The organism is Peribacillus suis, from assembly GCF_059384845.1.
The window spans coordinates 3,133,134-3,150,752 of record NZ_CM182019.1; the positions used below are offsets into that span (position 1 = coordinate 3,133,134).

At 43.0% G+C, this 17,619-nt stretch carries 17 protein-coding genes; 4 read left to right on the forward strand and 13 right to left on the reverse strand.

Going from position 1 to position 17,619, the window contains the following annotated elements; genetic code table 11:
* Positions 1-6: 6 nt before the first annotated feature.
* Complete coding sequence (locus AC503W_RS15255) at positions 7-1,059, reverse strand: NAD(P)/FAD-dependent oxidoreductase (RefSeq protein WP_494914733.1); 1,053 nt, start codon at positions 1,057-1,059, stop codon at positions 7-9.
* A 320-nt stretch (positions 1,060-1,379) separates the two neighbouring features.
* Between AC503W_RS15255 and guaC the strand changes: the two genes are divergently transcribed.
* Positions 1,380-2,363: a GMP reductase gene (gene guaC / locus AC503W_RS15260; protein ID WP_402957833.1), complete on the forward strand. Its 984-nt coding sequence runs from the start codon at positions 1,380-1,382 to the stop codon at positions 2,361-2,363.
* 58 nt (positions 2,364-2,421) lie between these two features.
* Here guaC and AC503W_RS15265 read toward each other — a convergent pair whose 3' ends face one another.
* Positions 2,422-2,772 (reverse strand): hypothetical protein, encoded by a 351-nt coding sequence (locus AC503W_RS15265; protein WP_494914735.1) that lies wholly within the window; start codon positions 2,770-2,772, stop codon positions 2,422-2,424.
* A gap of 525 nt (positions 2,773-3,297) precedes the next feature.
* On the opposite strand from AC503W_RS15265, the gene AC503W_RS15270 reads away from it, so the two are divergent.
* Positions 3,298-3,519 (forward strand): DeoR family transcriptional regulator, encoded by a 222-nt coding sequence (locus tag AC503W_RS15270; RefSeq protein ID WP_402874705.1) that lies wholly within the window; start codon positions 3,298-3,300, stop codon positions 3,517-3,519.
* Between the two features lie 80 nt (positions 3,520-3,599).
* Here AC503W_RS15270 and AC503W_RS15275 read toward each other — a convergent pair whose 3' ends face one another.
* Entirely contained in the window at positions 3,600-4,322 is a 723-nt protein-coding gene (locus AC503W_RS15275) for a pseudouridine synthase (protein ID WP_494914736.1), read from the reverse strand.
* 124 nt (positions 4,323-4,446) lie between these two features.
* Positions 4,447-6,048: a putative polysaccharide biosynthesis protein gene (locus AC503W_RS15280; RefSeq protein ID WP_402957837.1), complete on the reverse strand. Its 1,602-nt coding sequence runs from the start codon at positions 6,046-6,048 to the stop codon at positions 4,447-4,449.
* Between the two features lie 205 nt (positions 6,049-6,253).
* Between AC503W_RS15280 and AC503W_RS15285 the strand changes: the two genes are divergently transcribed.
* Positions 6,254-7,519 (forward strand): BaiN/RdsA family NAD(P)/FAD-dependent oxidoreductase, encoded by a 1,266-nt coding sequence (locus AC503W_RS15285; protein WP_427590675.1) that lies wholly within the window; start codon positions 6,254-6,256, stop codon positions 7,517-7,519.
* 159 nt (positions 7,520-7,678) lie between these two features.
* Here AC503W_RS15285 and AC503W_RS15290 read toward each other — a convergent pair whose 3' ends face one another.
* The 9 genes from AC503W_RS15290 to AC503W_RS15330 all read right to left on the reverse strand — a co-directional run bounded on the left by AC503W_RS15290 (position 7,679) and on the right by AC503W_RS15330 (position 16,965).
* Complete coding sequence (locus AC503W_RS15290; protein ID WP_403122226.1) at positions 7,679-8,017, reverse strand: MGMT family protein; 339 nt, start codon at positions 8,015-8,017, stop codon at positions 7,679-7,681.
* Between the two features lie 20 nt (positions 8,018-8,037).
* Positions 8,038-8,598 carry an MEDS domain-containing protein gene (locus AC503W_RS15295; RefSeq protein ID WP_403122228.1) on the reverse strand — a complete coding sequence of 187 codons (561 nt, stop codon included), beginning with the start codon at positions 8,596-8,598 and terminating at the stop codon, positions 8,038-8,040.
* Positions 8,599-8,741: 143 nt separating this feature from the next.
* Positions 8,742-8,927, reverse strand: a complete 186-nt coding sequence (locus AC503W_RS15300) for a sporulation protein Cse60 (protein ID WP_402874688.1) — start codon at positions 8,925-8,927, stop codon at positions 8,742-8,744.
* A 77-nt stretch (positions 8,928-9,004) separates the two neighbouring features.
* Positions 9,005-10,072: a tartrate dehydrogenase gene (locus AC503W_RS15305; RefSeq protein ID WP_402874685.1), complete on the reverse strand. Its 1,068-nt coding sequence runs from the start codon at positions 10,070-10,072 to the stop codon at positions 9,005-9,007.
* A gap of 240 nt (positions 10,073-10,312) precedes the next feature.
* Positions 10,313-10,624 carry a rhodanese-like domain-containing protein gene (locus AC503W_RS15310; protein WP_402874682.1) on the reverse strand — a complete coding sequence of 104 codons (312 nt, stop codon included), beginning with the start codon at positions 10,622-10,624 and terminating at the stop codon, positions 10,313-10,315.
* A gap of 356 nt (positions 10,625-10,980) precedes the next feature.
* Positions 10,981-12,303 carry an MFS transporter gene (locus AC503W_RS15315; protein ID WP_427590676.1) on the reverse strand — a complete coding sequence of 441 codons (1,323 nt, stop codon included), beginning with the start codon at positions 12,301-12,303 and terminating at the stop codon, positions 10,981-10,983.
* A 36-nt stretch (positions 12,304-12,339) separates the two neighbouring features.
* Positions 12,340-14,850 carry a PEP/pyruvate-binding domain-containing protein gene (locus AC503W_RS15320; RefSeq protein WP_494914739.1) on the reverse strand — a complete coding sequence of 837 codons (2,511 nt, stop codon included), beginning with the start codon at positions 14,848-14,850 and terminating at the stop codon, positions 12,340-12,342.
* Between the two features lie 251 nt (positions 14,851-15,101).
* A complete protein-coding gene (locus AC503W_RS15325) occupies positions 15,102-15,800 on the reverse strand; it encodes a CPBP family intramembrane glutamic endopeptidase (RefSeq protein ID WP_402986718.1) in 699 nt (232 codons plus the stop codon).
* 136 nt (positions 15,801-15,936) lie between these two features.
* Positions 15,937-16,965 carry an NADH:flavin oxidoreductase/NADH oxidase gene (locus AC503W_RS15330; protein WP_402986720.1) on the reverse strand — a complete coding sequence of 343 codons (1,029 nt, stop codon included), beginning with the start codon at positions 16,963-16,965 and terminating at the stop codon, positions 15,937-15,939.
* A 188-nt stretch (positions 16,966-17,153) separates the two neighbouring features.
* On the opposite strand from AC503W_RS15330, the gene AC503W_RS15335 reads away from it, so the two are divergent.
* Positions 17,154-17,594, forward strand: coding sequence for a MarR family winged helix-turn-helix transcriptional regulator (locus AC503W_RS15335; protein WP_494914742.1), 441 nt, complete (start codon positions 17,154-17,156; stop codon positions 17,592-17,594).
* Positions 17,595-17,619 lie beyond the last annotated feature (25 nt).

Genomic DNA, 17,619 nt, shown 5'->3' on the forward strand with positions numbered 1-17,619 from the left:
CATGTCTTATCGCGTCATCATCTGTTGAACGATTTCCCTATTACGTCTTTTGAATATTTCATTATGTGAAGAAACCATTCCCACCTTGTGCGCATCAGGCTGGATGAACTGTTTTGCTTGATTGACTGCATTTGCGGCATCCTGGAAGGTACCCGCTATTAAGTTCACTTTCCCATCATACTGAAGAATATCCCCTGCGGCATACATCCCTTCTACTGAGGATTCACTGGTTGCATTGCCTGCAATATAATAATGATCGGCCATATCCACCTTCACTTCACTGTTTTCAAGTAGCGAGGCATCACGCTCATACCCATGGTTGATGATCACTTCATCGATTGATAAATGGGAAACCTCCCCTGTTTCATGACTCGTTAGTTCTACACGTTCAATGACTTCATGATTGGTACAAGCGACCAGTTTTGTAATGGACGTATTGAACAGGCATTCTGCAGAACTTTTCATCAATTGGCTTATCTGTGATTCATGACCCGCCAATGCATTTTTTCTATAGACCACATAGACCTTTTTGGCGATAGGCTCCAATTCATTCGCCCAATCGATAGCAGAATTCCCGCCACCTGAAATGATTACCGTTTTATCCTTGAATCGTTCTAAGGGCTTTACCGTGTAATTCAGATTGGACACTTCATAACGCTCTGCCCCATCGATTTCCAGCTTTTGTGGATTCAATATCCCGCCACCGACGGCCACGATGATCGTTTTCGAATAGTGCAGGCCGCCGGAAGACGTAAGCAAGACAAACATCCCCTCTTCATCCCGCTTGATCGACTCCACCTTTTCATTCAATACTACCGTTGGATTAAAGGTTAATCCCTGTTCCACAAGTTGATCAATTAACTTAGCTCCCGTAATAGGTGTCTGTCCCCCAACATCCCAAATCATCTTCTCAGGATATACATGGATCTTCCCACCTAATTGTGGCTGATATTCAATGATCTTTGTCTTCATTTCTCTTAACCCACTATAAAAAGCGGAATAAAGGCCAGCAGGCCCTCCCCCAATTACGGTTACATCATAGACATCGTACTGTTTCACTCATGACCACTCCTCGGAAACCAAATGTAATTGATTCTCATTCTCATAAATTAAATGTACACTCTTTTCTTCTTTTTTACAATTTTTTCTACTGAAGTTCTTTTCTCTTTTTTTATGTGGGTCGCTTACACCTGTTGTACCTGGGGCTTAGATTGTACGTGATAAGGAGATTCATAGGATGCAGAACCGCTTCTTTTTATAATTTTTTGATTTATTTAAAAATAAAAGCTTTGACTTAATGATGAAAATGATGTAAATTACCAATGGGCGAACAATTTCATAAAAAAATATTACAACATTCGTATATAGAGGTGTAAACAATGGAAAATGTGTTTGATTACGAAGATATTCAATTAATTCCCGCTAAATGTATAGTTAATAGTCGTTCGGAATGTGATACTACTGTAAAGTTAGGTAAACATACCTTCAAGTTACCTGTGGTACCTGCGAATATGCAGACCATTATAGATGAGAAAGTCGCTACATCCTTGGCTAAGAATGGGTACTTCTATATCATGCATCGTTTTGAACCAGAAAAGCGCAAAGCTTTTATTCAAGATATGCATGCGTGTGAGTGTATCGCTTCCATCAGTGTCGGAGTCAAAGAAGAAGAATATGGGTTCATACAAGAATTGGCTGAAGAGCGTATTGTACCGGACTACATTACGATAGATATCGCGCATGGCCATTCCAATGCTGTAATCAATATGATCCAACATATCAAACATCACTTACCTGATAGTTTCGTAATTGCAGGTAACGTCGGTACTCCAGAAGCCGTAAGAGAATTGGAAAATGCCGGGGCGGATGCAACAAAAGTTGGAATTGGACCAGGTAAGGTTTGCATCACGAAAATCAAGACAGGATTTGGTACGGGTGGCTGGCAGTTAGCAGCCGTACGTCTATGTGCAAGGGCCGCAAGTAAACCGATTATTGCGGACGGTGGCATTCGTACACATGGGGATATTGCGAAATCTATTAGATTTGGTGCCACTATGGTGATGATTGGTTCATTATTTGCAGGCCATGATGAATCTCCAGGCGAATTGGTTGAGAAAGATGGAAAGATCTATAAAGAGTACTTTGGTTCAGCTTCAGAGTTTCAAAAAGGTGAAAAGAAGAATGTAGAAGGCAAGAAAATGTTCGTCGAGCACAAAGGTGCGTTAAAAGACACATTAAAAGAAATGGAACAAGATCTTCAATCCTCCATTTCTTATGCTGGTGGAACGAAATTAGAAGCGATTCGAACTGTAGATTATGTCATCGTGAAAAATTCAATTTTTAATGGTGATAAAGTTTATTGATCATTCAACCCATACAAAAAACGGTGCAGCGGCTAGGCGTTGCACCGTTTTTTCTTATTCAATTCACAAATAGATACAACTTCTTATCATGATCATCAAACGTTCGCTGGCTCTTTTCCGTAAAATCCAGCCATTTTACTTTTTTACATCGTTCTTCTAGCCGTGCGTTCAACTCTTCTTCAATCTCACACATGAACCGAATGATTTCTTCATAAGGCATATTAAAATGTCGGGCCGCGAGTCGCGGCGGAGAATGCTTCACTAATAATCTCATAAATTGATCGACCGTTTCCGCTTTTGAAGCCAGGTAATCTTCTTCATACACGATAAATTCATATACTTGCCGCTTCATGCCCGTAAGTCTGGACACTTCGTCCCGCAATAGAAACTCCATTAATCTTTCGTTCATATGCTCTACCTCGTATATGGTTATATTTCAATTCTAAAGAATCCTCTTGATTAGGTGTACTTCCTTAACAAACCATCAAGTTCATCTCATACTCTATGATAATGGTACTGTAAATATCATAGTATATGTTGGTGGCTGATGAAAGGTTATCTTCACAAAAGGACACAATCGTTTAGAAGTGGAGTGGATTTTTCCGTTGCCCATGAATATTCCTTGGAATTTTTGACAAAATAAAGGCATGCTTTCATTCTACCCTGAAATTCATTTATTTTTGAATGTAAATGAATATTTTGGTTAAAAAAACTATATAATAGATGTAATATTTAGTTAATTCTAAAATTTGGTATGGAATTTAGATATGTATAGGGGTAAAATAAAGCAAATGGCATCTTGTTTTTTCTTAATGTTTCCGAGGAGTTAAAGGGTGGGTATAGTACGTACATAGTGGCAGCTGAAATGCTGTCCGACATATCGGTTGTTTTCATTTGTTCACAATAACAATGAAAAGAATAGGAGTGATTTTGTTTGAAACCTTCAACAAATCGCATGTTAACCCGTATTAAATCCGTTTATATGTTCATTAGTAACAACGGTACGGTTTCTACTCAAGAGCTTGTAGAAGAATTTGGCATCACTCCTCGAACAGTGCAACGCGATTTAAATGTCCTAGAGTACAATGACCTTGTTCAAAGCCCAAGCCGTGGTGTTTGGACAACAACAAGCAAAAAAGTGAAGATGTCATCTTAAAAAAAGAATAACCACCCGAACAAAATCGATATGTAAAAAGTAATTTGAGGCGGACTACTAGTCCGCCTCATTTTTTGTTATTATTCAGCAGGCTGACCTGCCTTCAGCTGTTCAATTTCTTCTGCCGTTAACTCCCGGTATTCCCCAAGCTCAAGATCCTCGTCCAGTTGCAGGCTTCCCATCGAAAGACGCTTCAGATATACGACTTTCTTTCCGACAGATTCAAACATCCGCTTCACTTGATGGAACTTTCCTTCCATTATCGTCAGCTCGATATCGGAAGTCAGGCCCGATTTTAAAATGTTCAATTCGCCTGGTTTGGTTTCATACCCATCGTCCAGGGTGACACCGTTACGGAATGCTTCAATATCCCGTTCCGTGACTTCACCATCAATGACCGCAAAATATGTTTTCGGCACATGTTTTTTCGGGGATAGCAGCTGGTGTGCAAGCTTGCCGTCATTCGTGATCAGCAATAGCCCTTCTGTATCCTTATCCAATCTGCCCACCGGGAATGGTTCAAAGACCGCGTCCTCCGGCTCAAGGATGTCGATGACCGTCTCTTGGTGTTTGTCTTCCGTTGCCGACAATACGCCCGGAGGCTTATTCATCATTAGGTAAATGAATTCTCTATATTCAACCCGTTCGTCATGAACTGTTACGATTTCAACATCAGGGTTCACCTGTTCCTTCGCGTCCTTCAATATCCGGTCGTTGACCTTCACGGCTCCGGACTTCAGGAGCTTCTTCACTTCTTTCCTGCTTCCGTACCCAATATTGGATAAAATCTTATCAATTCTCATTGTTTCCTCCTAAAGCCTTTTCAGTAAAAAGCCTTGCCCATTTTCAAGACAGGCAAGGCCAATATATTTAAATCAGGGGATAATATAACATTACCCTTTTTCTTACATTTAAAACACAATCTTTTTATAATCCCAACTTCTTCTTCAACCTATCAATCCTCGTACCGAATAGGCGATGGGCAAGTTTGCTCTTCAAGGAGAGCGCCGCGTAGATCAGTGCCCCAAAAATCGCACATACGGCGGAAATCAAGATTGCCTGGAATCGGCCTTCAGAAGTTAACCAAAGGGATAACAAGCTGTGCAGACCCCAAACGGCAAGTCCCATTATCGCGGAAAAAGTCGCCATCAAGACGGTCCTTCTTATCGTAAGGCTGTAACGATAGCCCGTAAAGTAGGAGATGACGTACAAATTCAATAGGACTGCGGCCAGATAGCCCAGTGCCGTCGCATATACGGAACCTTCCGTTTCAAATAATTTGATCATCGGAATGTTCAAGCTCAACTTCACCAAAAATCCGACTAGCAAACTGAGCACCGTGTATTTTTGCTGATTGATACCTTGTAATACAGCAGCAGAAATCGAAAAGAGCGCAAATAGAACCGACACGGGCGCATAAGCCTTAAGCACACTAATCCCAAGCAAATCGTGACTGTAAAAGGCACTATAAATCGGATCAGCAAGCACCGACATCCCAACGACCGCCGGAATGGTTATGAATAATAAGATTTGAAAAGCCTGATCAAGCTGGCGGGTGAACTCGGTTTGATCCTCGCTTACAAAAGCTTTCGTCACCGTTGGCAATAACGCCATCGAAAATCCGGTAGCAAGTGTCATCGGAATCACGACAAGCTTTTGGGCATATACGTTGAGAACCCCTAGTGCCTCCTCGGCCACATGCAGTAAGCCAATCGAAGACATTGCCCTGTTGAAGGTCATCAAGTCCGCGAATTGGAACAGAGGCATCGCGATCCCGACAAAGATGAATGGAATCGATGATAAGAAAATCTCTTTATAAATCTGGATCAAAGAGATGGACATCGTCCCCCGGTCTCTCTCCTTCAAGCTGTCCAAATACGGTTTTTGTTTCTTCCAATACCAAAACAAAACGACTAAACCGCCGAGTGCTCCGACAGTCGCCGCAAATGTTGCGATCTGGATGGCTCTCACCAATTCACCGTCAAGGACATGCAGGACAATATACACACCGGCCAGTAGAAATACGATTCGGACGATTTGTTCGACGACCTGGGAAATCGCCGTTGGCTCCATGGCTTCATGCCCTTGGAAGTACCCGCGGATGATGCTCATGAATGGCACAAGGATCAAAGCGAAGCTGATCGCCCGTATGACAGAGGTGATATCGCTCACGCTGTTCTTATTGACGCCAAGCATGGTAGTGAAAACCGGTGCCATTGTAAAAAGCACCACAAAGGCGAGGAACCCGGTGATCATCATTAACTTCAAGCTCGATTTGAATAGCTTCTCCCCCACTGCATATTCCTCGAGCGCATTATACTTCGATATAAATTTAGAAACGGCAAGCGGCATGCCAGCCGTGGCGAAACTAATGAATATCGTATAGGGAACATATCCATATTGATAGAGTGTGGCCCCTTTATTTCCAACCATATGTTCAAATGGGATGACGTAAAATAAACCAAGAACCTTGGAAATAATCGCTCCCAGGGTTAATATAAAAGCCCCTTTTAAAAACTTAGACGACATTTTATCCCTTCCTGCCTCTTTCAGTTACGTTTCACACGCTCTTTATCTTAACATAATAAAGGATTTTTTCTATAGAAAACTACACTCAAGTTTATCGTTTTCACGGATTTTATACAAACAAATCATTCCTTTTTATTGTAGTTCGCATTCTGACAGGGTCTTGCTATATAATGAAGAGACTGAAAAAAATAAAGGCGTGATCATTTTGAAATATGATGTAATAGTAATTGGCGGTGGCCCTTCCGGATTGATGGCAGCCATTGCGGCTGGCGAAAAAGGTGCCCACGTATTATTAGTGGATAAAGGCGAGAAATTAGGCAGGAAACTAGCGATATCAGGTGGCGGGCGCTGCAACGTGACGAACAGGCTCTCCATCGATGAAATCATTCAGCATATCCCTGGAAACGGGCGATTTTTATATAGTGCGTTTTCTGAATTCAACAATGAAGACATCATACAGTTCTTCGAAAAGTTAGGCGTGGCCCTAAAGGAAGAAGATCATGGCAGGATGTTCCCCGTCAACGATAAAGCACAAAGCGTTGTCGATGCCCTATTGACGCGCCTGGCCGATTTGAAGGTGAAGATCTATAAGAATTCCCCTGTCGCTGAGGTTCTCTATGATAATGGGAAAACGAGCGGCGTTCGCTTGAAAGATGGTCAAATCTTCGAAACGGATGCGGTCGTGATTGCCGTCGGGGGGAAATCAGTCCCGCAAACAGGCTCAACCGGTGACGGCTATGCTTGGGCACGTAAGGCCGGACATACAATCACCGAGCTGTTCCCGACGGAAGTCCCGGTCCTAAGTAATGAAACATTCATTAAAGAAAAGACGCTACAAGGGCTCGCACTTCGAGATGTTTCATTAAGCGTACTGAACCCAAAAGGCAAAACGTTGATTACGCATAAAATGGACATGCTCTTTACGCACTTCGGAGTATCCGGACCAGCCGTTCTTCGGTGCAGCCAATTCGTCGTCAAGGCAATGAAAAAGTGGAACCTCGCTGAAGTGACGATGAAAATCGATGCCCTTCCGGATCGGAACAAAGAAGAAGTCTTCCAAGATATCGCAAAGAAAATCAAGTCCGAACCGAAAAAGGCAATTAAAAACACATTAAAAGGACTTGTACCGGAACGGTATCTCCACTTCTTGCTGGAACGGAGTGGAATCGACCTTCAAGAACAAGGTGCGACAATCTCCAATGAAAAAATCCGCCGCTTCGCCGAACTATGTAAGGATTTCCAATTCGGTGTCCATGGAACCCAGTCGATTGAAAAGGCCTTCGTAACGGGTGGCGGCGTATCCGTCAAAGAAATCCAACCTAAGGAAATGGCCTCCAAACTAATGGACGGGCTGTATTTCTGTGGCGAGATTTTGGACATCCACGGATACACGGGTGGCTATAACATCACTTCTGCATTAGTGACCGGTCGACTTGCCGGCATGAATGCTGCATTATATGCTCGTTCATAGAATGTAAAGAGGCTGATCCCGTTCGTTACGGGATCAGCCTCTTTTGTGTAGCTATGATTTGTCCTTGATAGGAATTCAACCACAAATGGCCATTATTCAACCACAACGCCGATTTATTCGACCACGCCTACCCTTAATTCAACCACGATTTGCGTTTTTTCAACCACGATCCATATTCCATCCCTCGGCTTCCTCAGGGTGATGGCGGTACACCTCAAGGTCGACCTTGCCATGTTCTGTGATGTGGATTCCTTCACTCTCTAGTAAGAAGATTTGTTGGGAAGCCAGCCCTTCCTGTTTTAAGCCAATTTCACCCTTCGCATTGATCACCCGATGCCAAGGAAGGTTATATTTCTTGCTGCTTGAATGAAGAATGCGGACGACTTGCCTTGCACCGCGCGGGTGTCCAGCCAGTTGGCCGATTTGCCCATACGTCATGACTTTCCCCGGGGGAATATGTTGTATGATACCGATTACCTCTTCAGTAAAGCGCTCCAACTATCTCACCTCTGCCTGGTTTAGTTAGCTATGATTGTGCACGTTTCATCCGTCATGAACACGCCATGGTGCTTCATTAACATGGATTTCAGTGTCGGGGTCAGCCTACATTCATCATAGGCACAAACAGAAACCATGCCCTTTTTTGCAATGATTTGATTGACGCCCTTTTCATATTCGCTAATGCTCTCGAACACGACTTCCTCACTTCCCCCCCATTCAACGTGGCCCCAGGTTTGCAGGGAAACATCATTCGCCATGTATCCCTCCACATTCCTTAAAAAATACTCGACCATCGTGTTAGGATGAAAGTCTCCTTCAAAGCAGTAAAAATCAAAATTATTGATATGGTGCACTTTCTTCAGCTGTTCGTCATTTAATTGTCCTTGTAATTTCTTATATACGAAAGGAAAGATCCGATCATTTTCGACGACCATTATATCGTTTCCCTGTTCAACACCGGAAATAATGAATAGGGTTTCGTTATGAATATAAGTCTCCAGTTCATCGAAACAGTAGAACACATGGCCTCCGTTTGATTTCTTTAGTTCTTTCATGAGTTGCTTCATATTGTTATCCAAAATGGATCTCCCCTTTTAATACACCATCACACTGTATTACGTCTAACTTTACCTATTCTCTTCGCAGAAGACAAATCCCTTGAACAGTATGGCCTGTTTTTTACATGTAAAAAAAACCGACACCAAGTCATATGGGTCGGATTTCACCTTTTTTTATAAATGATCATCGCACTAAAACAATAAATCTGTTCATGTTCCTCTTCACCGGTCGTGGCGACATTGTATTTAATATCGACGATTTGACTATCACGGATATCGACGAGAAAGTCATTCATCTCCTCTTCCAAATCCTTTTCATGCTCATAATCAAACAACTTCACTTGAATCATTGGCTTTCCCCTGCCTTTTTAACGTTTGATGGTTATTGAGCAGGGTGCCCATTTTATTCATGGATTATACGTGTTACTTATAAATCCGATAGTAAAGCCACCGCTTCATTGCCGACTTCTTCAGTAGAACTATTTCCTCCCATATCAGGAGTGAGCACCTTTTTATCGACCATCACTTGTTCAATGACACCCAGTACCTTCTTGCCCCAATCTTCATGACCGAAGAAATCAAGCATCTGGCTCGCAGACCAAATGGCGGCAAGCGGATTGGCGATGCCTCGCTGCGCTATATCCGGTGCAGAACCATGGATGGGTTCGAACATGGACGGATACGCTCGTTCAGGATTTAAATTGGCCCCGGCAGCCAGCCCCATCCCTCCAGCAATGGCGGCGCCTAAATCGGTGATGATGTCACCGAACAAATTGGAGGTGACGACGATTTGAAACCTTTCAGGCTGTTTGACAAAGAACATGCTCGCCGCATCAACCAGGTAAGAATGCGTTTCCACTTCCGGATATTCCTGTCCAATTTCCTCGAACACCTCATCCCAAAAAACCATCGAATAATTCAAGGCATTCGCTTTACTGATGCTCGTTAGCGTTCTTCCCGACTTCCGTGCCAATTCATAGGCGTAACGGATAATCCGTTCCGTACCTTTACGGGAAAAGACACCTGTCTGTAACACCACTTCCTCTGGCTTTCCTTTAAATAGCCAATCCCCTGCACCGGCATATTCTCCCTCGCTGTTTTCGCGGATGACCACCATATCGATTTGGTCGTGAGTCACATCCTTCAGTGGACAAGGCGCACCCTTCAGCAACTTAATGGGACGGACATTCACGTATTGATCGAATTGCTTCCTTATTTTCAATAACAGTTCCCGTAAGGAAATATGATCTGGAACACCAGGATAACCGACTGCCCCAAGATAGACGGCCTCGAATTCCTTCAACCGTTCCAGCCCATCATCAGGAAGCATCTTCCCATGCTCCAGGTAATATTCGCACCCCCATGGAAAATAGGTGAATTCAAACGAAAAGTCGCCCGCTAATTCAGCTACTTTATTCAATACTTTTATACCTTCATCAATTACTTCAGGACCAATTCCATCTCCCGAGATGACCGCTACTTTATGTACATGCACTTGACAGATTCCCCTTTGTCTATATATTCTGACTTAAACATCCTTATTTTAACATATCCCCAGAAAAAAGAGCCCTCCGAAAGAAGGGCCCCACTCATTTAGCTCGGAAATATGCACGTCTTTCCGCATACCCCTTACACTGTGCACAAACATGTATCTTTTTTCGATCTTCGTTCAGATAGGTCGTGACGTCTTTCGTCTTCCGTTTGCAAAAGTAACAAGGCTTCTTGAAAAACCCCATCACTTAACGATGACTTCCCCTGTCCAATGCATCATTCCGCCATCCATGTTTGCCACTTTATAGCCTTGCTCCTGAAGGTAATGGCATACATTCTCACTGCGGCGTCCTGAACGACAGATGAAGATATATTCTTTATCCTTATCGAAGTAGTCAAGGTTGGCAGGGATATCATTCATGCGAATGTGCTTCGCTCCTTCGATCATGCCTTCTTGCACTTCTTCGTCTTCACGGACATCGACAAGTTCAATCGCTTCTCCTGCCTCAACCTTTGCTTCAATTTCTTCTGGTGTAAAAATTTTAATTTGTTCCATTATAAGCACCCCAAGTTATCGTTTAATTTGTCTTGTATATTATAACAAAACTTTCAGGAAAACATGACTATTATGGATGGCATATAACAGACCAATCATTCGAAAAAGTATTTCTCTCTACCTCTGGCATACCATTATTATCATAACACTTATTGGCAGCCTCCATGAATTCTCGATGTGTAAAATATGTACGGGCAAAAAGCATCGACATAATCAAGAAAAATATTAAAACACCAGCTAATACCATATACTTTTTTTTATTCAAAACGATACGGACTCCCCCTTCATTGATATAAAGGTTTCAACCTTAATTATACAGGTAATTGGAAAATGTGGAAGTCCGTAACACATGATCTTTATACCGTACTTACTGCTTTATTCCTGTACACCATCCTGGCCAAAAGTGCACCTAACAAGGCTGCTATCATTAGAATGCCAAATAGGATGGAATAACTCGCAACAATCCCTATGAGCGTGGAAGAGGCGATGCTTCCGAAATATCGGAACGTCGAGAAGATGCCTGAAGCCGAACCGGAGACTGACTCATCCACCGCTTCAAGCGAGGCAACCTGCATACTGGTCAGTCCTAACCCTATAGCCAACCCATTTAACACGAGTGTAATGGCCAAGTAGATAAAAGACTGGGAGGAAATCACGAAAAATAATAAGAAATTCGTTACCACCGTTACGGCGAAAGAAAAGAAGATGACTTTTGCCGATACGAATTTTCGGTTTAATTGCCCACCCATCATATTGCTGAGTGCCATGGAAATCGAGAACAGGGATAGCATGATTCCGCTCATGGATGTTGACATGTTCATTTTTGTCGTCATGATCAACGGCATGACAAGCAAGATTGCATACATGATGAAATTGTTTAGCAAGACCGATATGTTGGCATTCGCAAAGATAGGACTCTTAAACAATTGGAAATCGATGATCGGCGACGGAACGGAACGCTCGCGCTTCACGAATAGCACAATGAATAAAAGGCTCACGATTGCAAGAATGATAGACACCCTTGTCGAGTTTGTATGCGTCAACGATATTAATAAGGTTATTGATATGGCCAAATAGATGGAACCGAGTACGTCCAACGGTTTATTGGATGACTTTTTCTCAAGCTTAGGTATGAGGAACATACCGCCAGCAAGGGCACCGACTAAAAAGGGGACATTGACCCAAAAGATCGCTTTCCAACTAAGTACCGCGATTAACAACGATCCTACGAGAGGACCGACAGCTGCGCCCAGACCCATCCCCATCCCGAATAGTCCCATGACGCTAGATAAACGTTCACGTGACACCGTATGTCGAATCAAGGCGACCACATTCGGTATCAGCAATCCTCCACCGATCGCTTGAAGAGATCGAAAGACAACAAGCATGATCATATTTGGAGCCAGTGCGCATCCTATGGAAGCCACAAGAAATAGGGCTGCACCGACTATATAGATCTTGCGGTTTCCATAAATATCACCCAATTTGCCGGCAATCGGCTGAGTGACGGCCATGACAATCAGATAAATCGTAACCACCCAGGTCGTACTATGTATATCCAATCCATAAAATCCCGATATGGAACCGAGCGCAATGGATATCATCGTTGAATTGATGGGCACGAGGAACGCCCCCATCAATGTTAGTGCTATCATCAGGAATTCTTTTTGTTTACTCATACTTTCACCTCTTACATTCTCTATCCAAAAGGGTAATTAGCCAATCATCGTAACGGTTCCTGTATTGCCGTCGACAATGACCCAATCCCCATCATGTAATCGTTCCGTTCCCACTTTCGTTCCTAAAACGGCGGGAATCTGATACTCCCTTGCAATAATTGCGGAATGAGATAGCATGCCCCCTGTATCCGTAACGATCGCTTCTGCATCCTGGAAGAAAGTCGTCCAGACGGGAGTCGTGTTTTTACAGACCAATATATCCCCCTTTTGAAACTTGGATGCTTCCTGCATGCTGGAGATCACTCGGACCGGGCCTTCGCTAATACCTCCGGAAGCCGCGATACCTTTCATCACATTCCCCGTATTCTCCTTATCTTCTTCGAGTGAGCCGAATACCATTTCCACGAAGTTCCGCTCTTTTTCCGACGGTTTCCCAAAATAAGAAGGAGCTTTTATTTTACCTTGAATCTCATATTGTTTCTTTCGTTCCTTCACGACTTCCATCAAGGAGTGAGGTTCATCCAGTGCAGCGAGGATCTCATCTTTATATACAAACCAGATATCTTCCTTATCGTCCAGCACTTGCTGCTGCACTAGAAGCTCACTCACTTTCAATAAATATAACCGGGCCTTCGCGTCAAACATGGCATCGATATAAAAGTGATGATCATCCGTGATAACAGCCGCATCTAAAGCCAATTTATACTGTTCTTCAAATGCTTCCAGATCGTTGGGATCCTTGATTCCGTTGATGATTTTTTGATACATCTGTTTTCTGGCCGTGACAGCCGACTCGAATTCTTTGTCAAAATCATGTTCATTCAGTATTAAGTTCTTGATGATTTGTAACACATGCTCATGGTTCTCAATCCATGTATCTTCTATAAAGTCATGTGACTTGGTGGAACGGTATCCGTACACGCTGACGAAGCTCTCCACACGGTTCAGGAAGTCCTTGCCCCTGCCGACGGTGTTGAGGTTCTGCAACAGGCTTCCTTCTTCCGATTCCATGAACACCTTCATCAAAGAAGGTTCCGCTTTTACTTTCAATGATAACTCCCAAAGCAAATGGTCGGATTCCAGTGACTTATTCATGACGCCAGCCAAAGATTGATAGAGTTCATGTAAAGGTGCATCTCCCGTTGCTTTTAGATAAATGGTCTCCAATTTCCTGTTGATATGATTGCTCGGGAAGACAATCATGAAGTGCCAGAAATACACATCCTTATAAAAGGCCTCTAACTCTACTAATCCCTTTTTCACTTTGTCGACCGTAAATGCTTGAGCCCTTTCCCCATCTAAATACCGATAGATGGGAATCAATTGATCATAGATGATTTCATACATCCGATCCCTCATTCGCGGATACATTTCCTCCATTAGTTTCTCTTGTTCTGCTAACAATTGGTTTGGGTCGGTTTCAAAGAAAGTCTGTTTCCCATAATAGTATCCGTTATGAGCTTTCATATTGGTATACCCCGTAGGTTCCTTCAATGCATCAACGGCCATGGCCATGCCTTCATAAAAAGGCTGGGTGACGATGGAAGTGAACAATGGCGAGATTGGGTTCGGGAAAAACGTATCAAGCAAAAACCAGAATTCATCCTCGTCTTTCCGTTCCAACAGGTAACCTTTCCTGGCTTCTGGCACGGATTCCTTTTTCTTCACTTCAGTCGTAATCGGCCTTGCTTGTAAAAGGTAGACTTGTTGGTCATGAATGCCAAACTCCAAATCTACAGGATGGTTATAATAGTTTTCCACTTTCAAGGTCATTTCTATTAATCTATGAATCAACTTATCTGATAAGCAATAGGCATTCCGTTCAGTCCGGTCCGTCGCCACTTCCATTGTTCCAGAGGAGTCGGAAATGATTTTCATTTCTTTACTGCCCTTGGTTCTTTCCATTTTCGTACCATCTCGACTGACCAAATAGGTATCCGGTGTGACCAAGCCCGATACGACGGCCTCACCCAATCCATAACTGGCATTGATCAAGATACACTCCGGGTTATATGTAACAGGATCTTGACTGAAAATCACCCCTGAAATATCTGAATAGATTTGACCTTGAACGACAATCCCCATTGAAATGCTATCTGACCCTTCAAAAATATTCTCGGTATATTGCTGTACCCTGTTCTCAAAGCAAGATGCCCAGCATGATTTTACTTTACCTAAGAAATCCTCTTCCGTTTTTACATTCAAATAGGTTTCATATTGACCCGCATAGGAGGCCCCTTCCAAATCTTCCGCACCAGAAGAAGAACGAACGGCCACGGCAGGATAACGTTTCCTCAATTCCTGGAAAGCGGTCAATACATCCCTTACTAAATCATCCGGGATGACCGCCTCCATAACCTCCGTTTGGATGGATTCACTCTTTATATCTAATTGATTCTTTTCGAGGAAGTGTGAAAAGGCCTCACTTGTGATGACGAATCCATCAGGTACAGGCATGCCCAATTTCGACATTTTGATTAGATTTAGCGCTTTTCCTCCTACCATTTCATTACACTCGGTTGCATGATTGAATCTAGCTGTAAACATCTACGCTTATCCCCTTTCATCCATAACCCATAAATAACGACACGAACAAAACCAATGAACAGGCAGGAAAACCCATACATTGGCTTCGAATCCATTTTTAACAATAAAGTAAAATGCTTTACATTTCACATGAAAACTTGCCAAATCACAACAATTGGTAAAATGTAATCAAAATAAAAAAAAGGGACTTCCATTGAAAGTCTCTTTATTTTTCCAACCACTTGTGAGCACAGCACTTCTTTTACCACTTCTCAACCAAAGGCGGTAAGGATCAGGGCAATGGCATTGAATGTACCGTGGATGATCATGCCGGGAACGACTGATTTGGTTTTTTCATAAGTCCAAGCAAAGAGGAGGCCGGATATAAAAGTGACCGGCAAGACATTATAGTTTGGGATATGAACGATCATGAAGATGAAGGAACTGAGAAATAATCCAGCCTTCAAGCCGTATTTACTCCTTAGCCACCTATAAAGAAAACCCCGATATAAGATTTCTTCGTAAATAGGTGAAATGATTGCCGCCGACACGAAACCGAGAACGAAATGGATGGGGGTCAAATGAGCCTGAACACTTTCCGTTTTGCTATTTTCATAGCCTATCCCCACTATATCCATCACGATGAGAATCAGGATGCTGACCACAATCAATACAAATGACCAGCCGATGATATTCTTCCAATAGCTTCTCTGAAACTTACGTAACCCCACTTCATTCCATCTTAGGCTTTTCGGTTGTAAAGCAAGTGAATAGACGGCCAGCATAAAGATGATTGACATGATGAAACCGACCAATGTTCCGGAATACAAATCGTCATGAAATAATTCCAATAAGAAATTCGCCAATAAAAACTCGATAAAAAACGGTACCAGGACTAAAACAAGTACAAGGATGGAAACAAGTTCCCTCCAGGACCATGCTTTACTTTCGAAATATGTATGCAAGACCATTCCCCCTCTAAACGTTATCTTCAGTTTATAAGGTTACGTAACGTTACCTGCAAGCACTTATTTTACAAAAATGTCCCAATCTTGGTGCATACAAAAAAAGACCGCAAGCAAATGCTGCGGCCACCGGTCCATACTATTAATGTTTGAATGCTAGTTGATATTGCTTTGGAAGCTCAATCTGTTTATTCAGCGTTTTAGAAGCCTCTAATGTCCAGTAAGGATGACGGAGCATCCCTCTTCCCACTGCCACCAAGTCGGCTTCTTCGTTACCAATGATCGAGTTGGCAAGGATCGGGTCTTCCAATCGGCCTACAGCAATTACTGGGACGTCCAGCGCTTTTTTGATTTCTCTCGCTAATGGCGTTTGATAATTGGCATGCGTGCCCGGTCTTCCATCAGCGCCAATCGGTCCTTCTCCACCGGAGCTGACATGGAACATATCCACTCCCGCTTCTTTAAAGACTTTCGAAAACTCGATGCTCTCTTCAATTCCATATCCTCCATCCACATACTCTTTAGCAGAGATGCGCATGATCAAAGGCATATCGGCAGGCATTTCACTTTTCGCCGCTTTAATGACTTCCACTCCGAACTTGGTCAGGTCTTTCCCGTATTCGTCTTCCCGCTTATTCGTAAGTGGAGAGGTGAATTGGTGAATTAAATAGCCATGTGCACCATGCAACTCAATGACGTCGAATCCAGCTTGTACCGCTCTTCTGACAGATAGACGGAACTTCTCGACCATTCCCTTCACTTCTTCCGTTTCCAAGGCTCTCGGCGTTTTATATGTTTCATCAAAGGCAATCGCCGATGGGGCAACAGGTGTCTCTGCATCTTCGGCTTTGCGTCCTGCATGGGCGATTTGGATGCCGATTTTTGCTCCATATTGATGCACTTCATCGACAATCTTAGTGAAAGCCCCAACTTGATCGTCAGACCATAGACCAAGGTCGCGATTGGAAATCCGGCCATCCGGTTCCACATCGGTCATTTCCACGATGATCAAACCTGTGCCGCCAATCGCTCTGCTTACATAATGATGTTGGTGCCAGCTTGTCGGTACGCCATCTTCAGCCATGACTGAATACTGACACATAGGTGGCATGACGACTCTATTTTTAAGATCGAGATTTTTTATAGAATAAGGGGAAAATAAATCTTTCATAGTATCTAACTCCTTCTCAAAGTATTATAATGCATGCACATGCATTTATATCATGCACAAAAAGTAGTGTCAACTAATTCAAATCGACCGATGCTCAAATCGGCTATTGTCATTGATCCATCCTATTGGTACATTTAATTTAACAAATGGTACATGTAAAATAGGTAAACAGAGGGAGGCAAAAAGATATGTCCCATGAACAATCCCTTATAAATACTTGGTTATCCTTTACACATATACATGCCGAGCTCTCCAATGACCTTGATAGAGCCTTGCAGGAAAAGCACCAAATGCCCTTGAATGAGTTTTACGTTTTATTGTACTTATCTCAGGCACCTGAAAAAAAATTGAGGCTTTTGGAATTGCAGCGGCTTGTCGGGTTAAGCCAAAGTGCCATGTCCAGGCTTTCCGTCAGGATGGAAAACAAAAGTTGCGGGGTAATAAATCGGCTCGGATTTGAAGATGACCGACGTGGCGTATGTGCCCTCATCACGGATAAGGGTGAGCAGCGCCTTCGCGAAATGTTGGAAACGGTTAACGAAACGCTTAACACATCATTATCCAACAGTGACATGGGTACAGCCCTTGCTTTTTTCATGAATGGTCAATCATCGAGTAAGGACGATTGAATGAAAAAAAGAGATAGACTGCAAG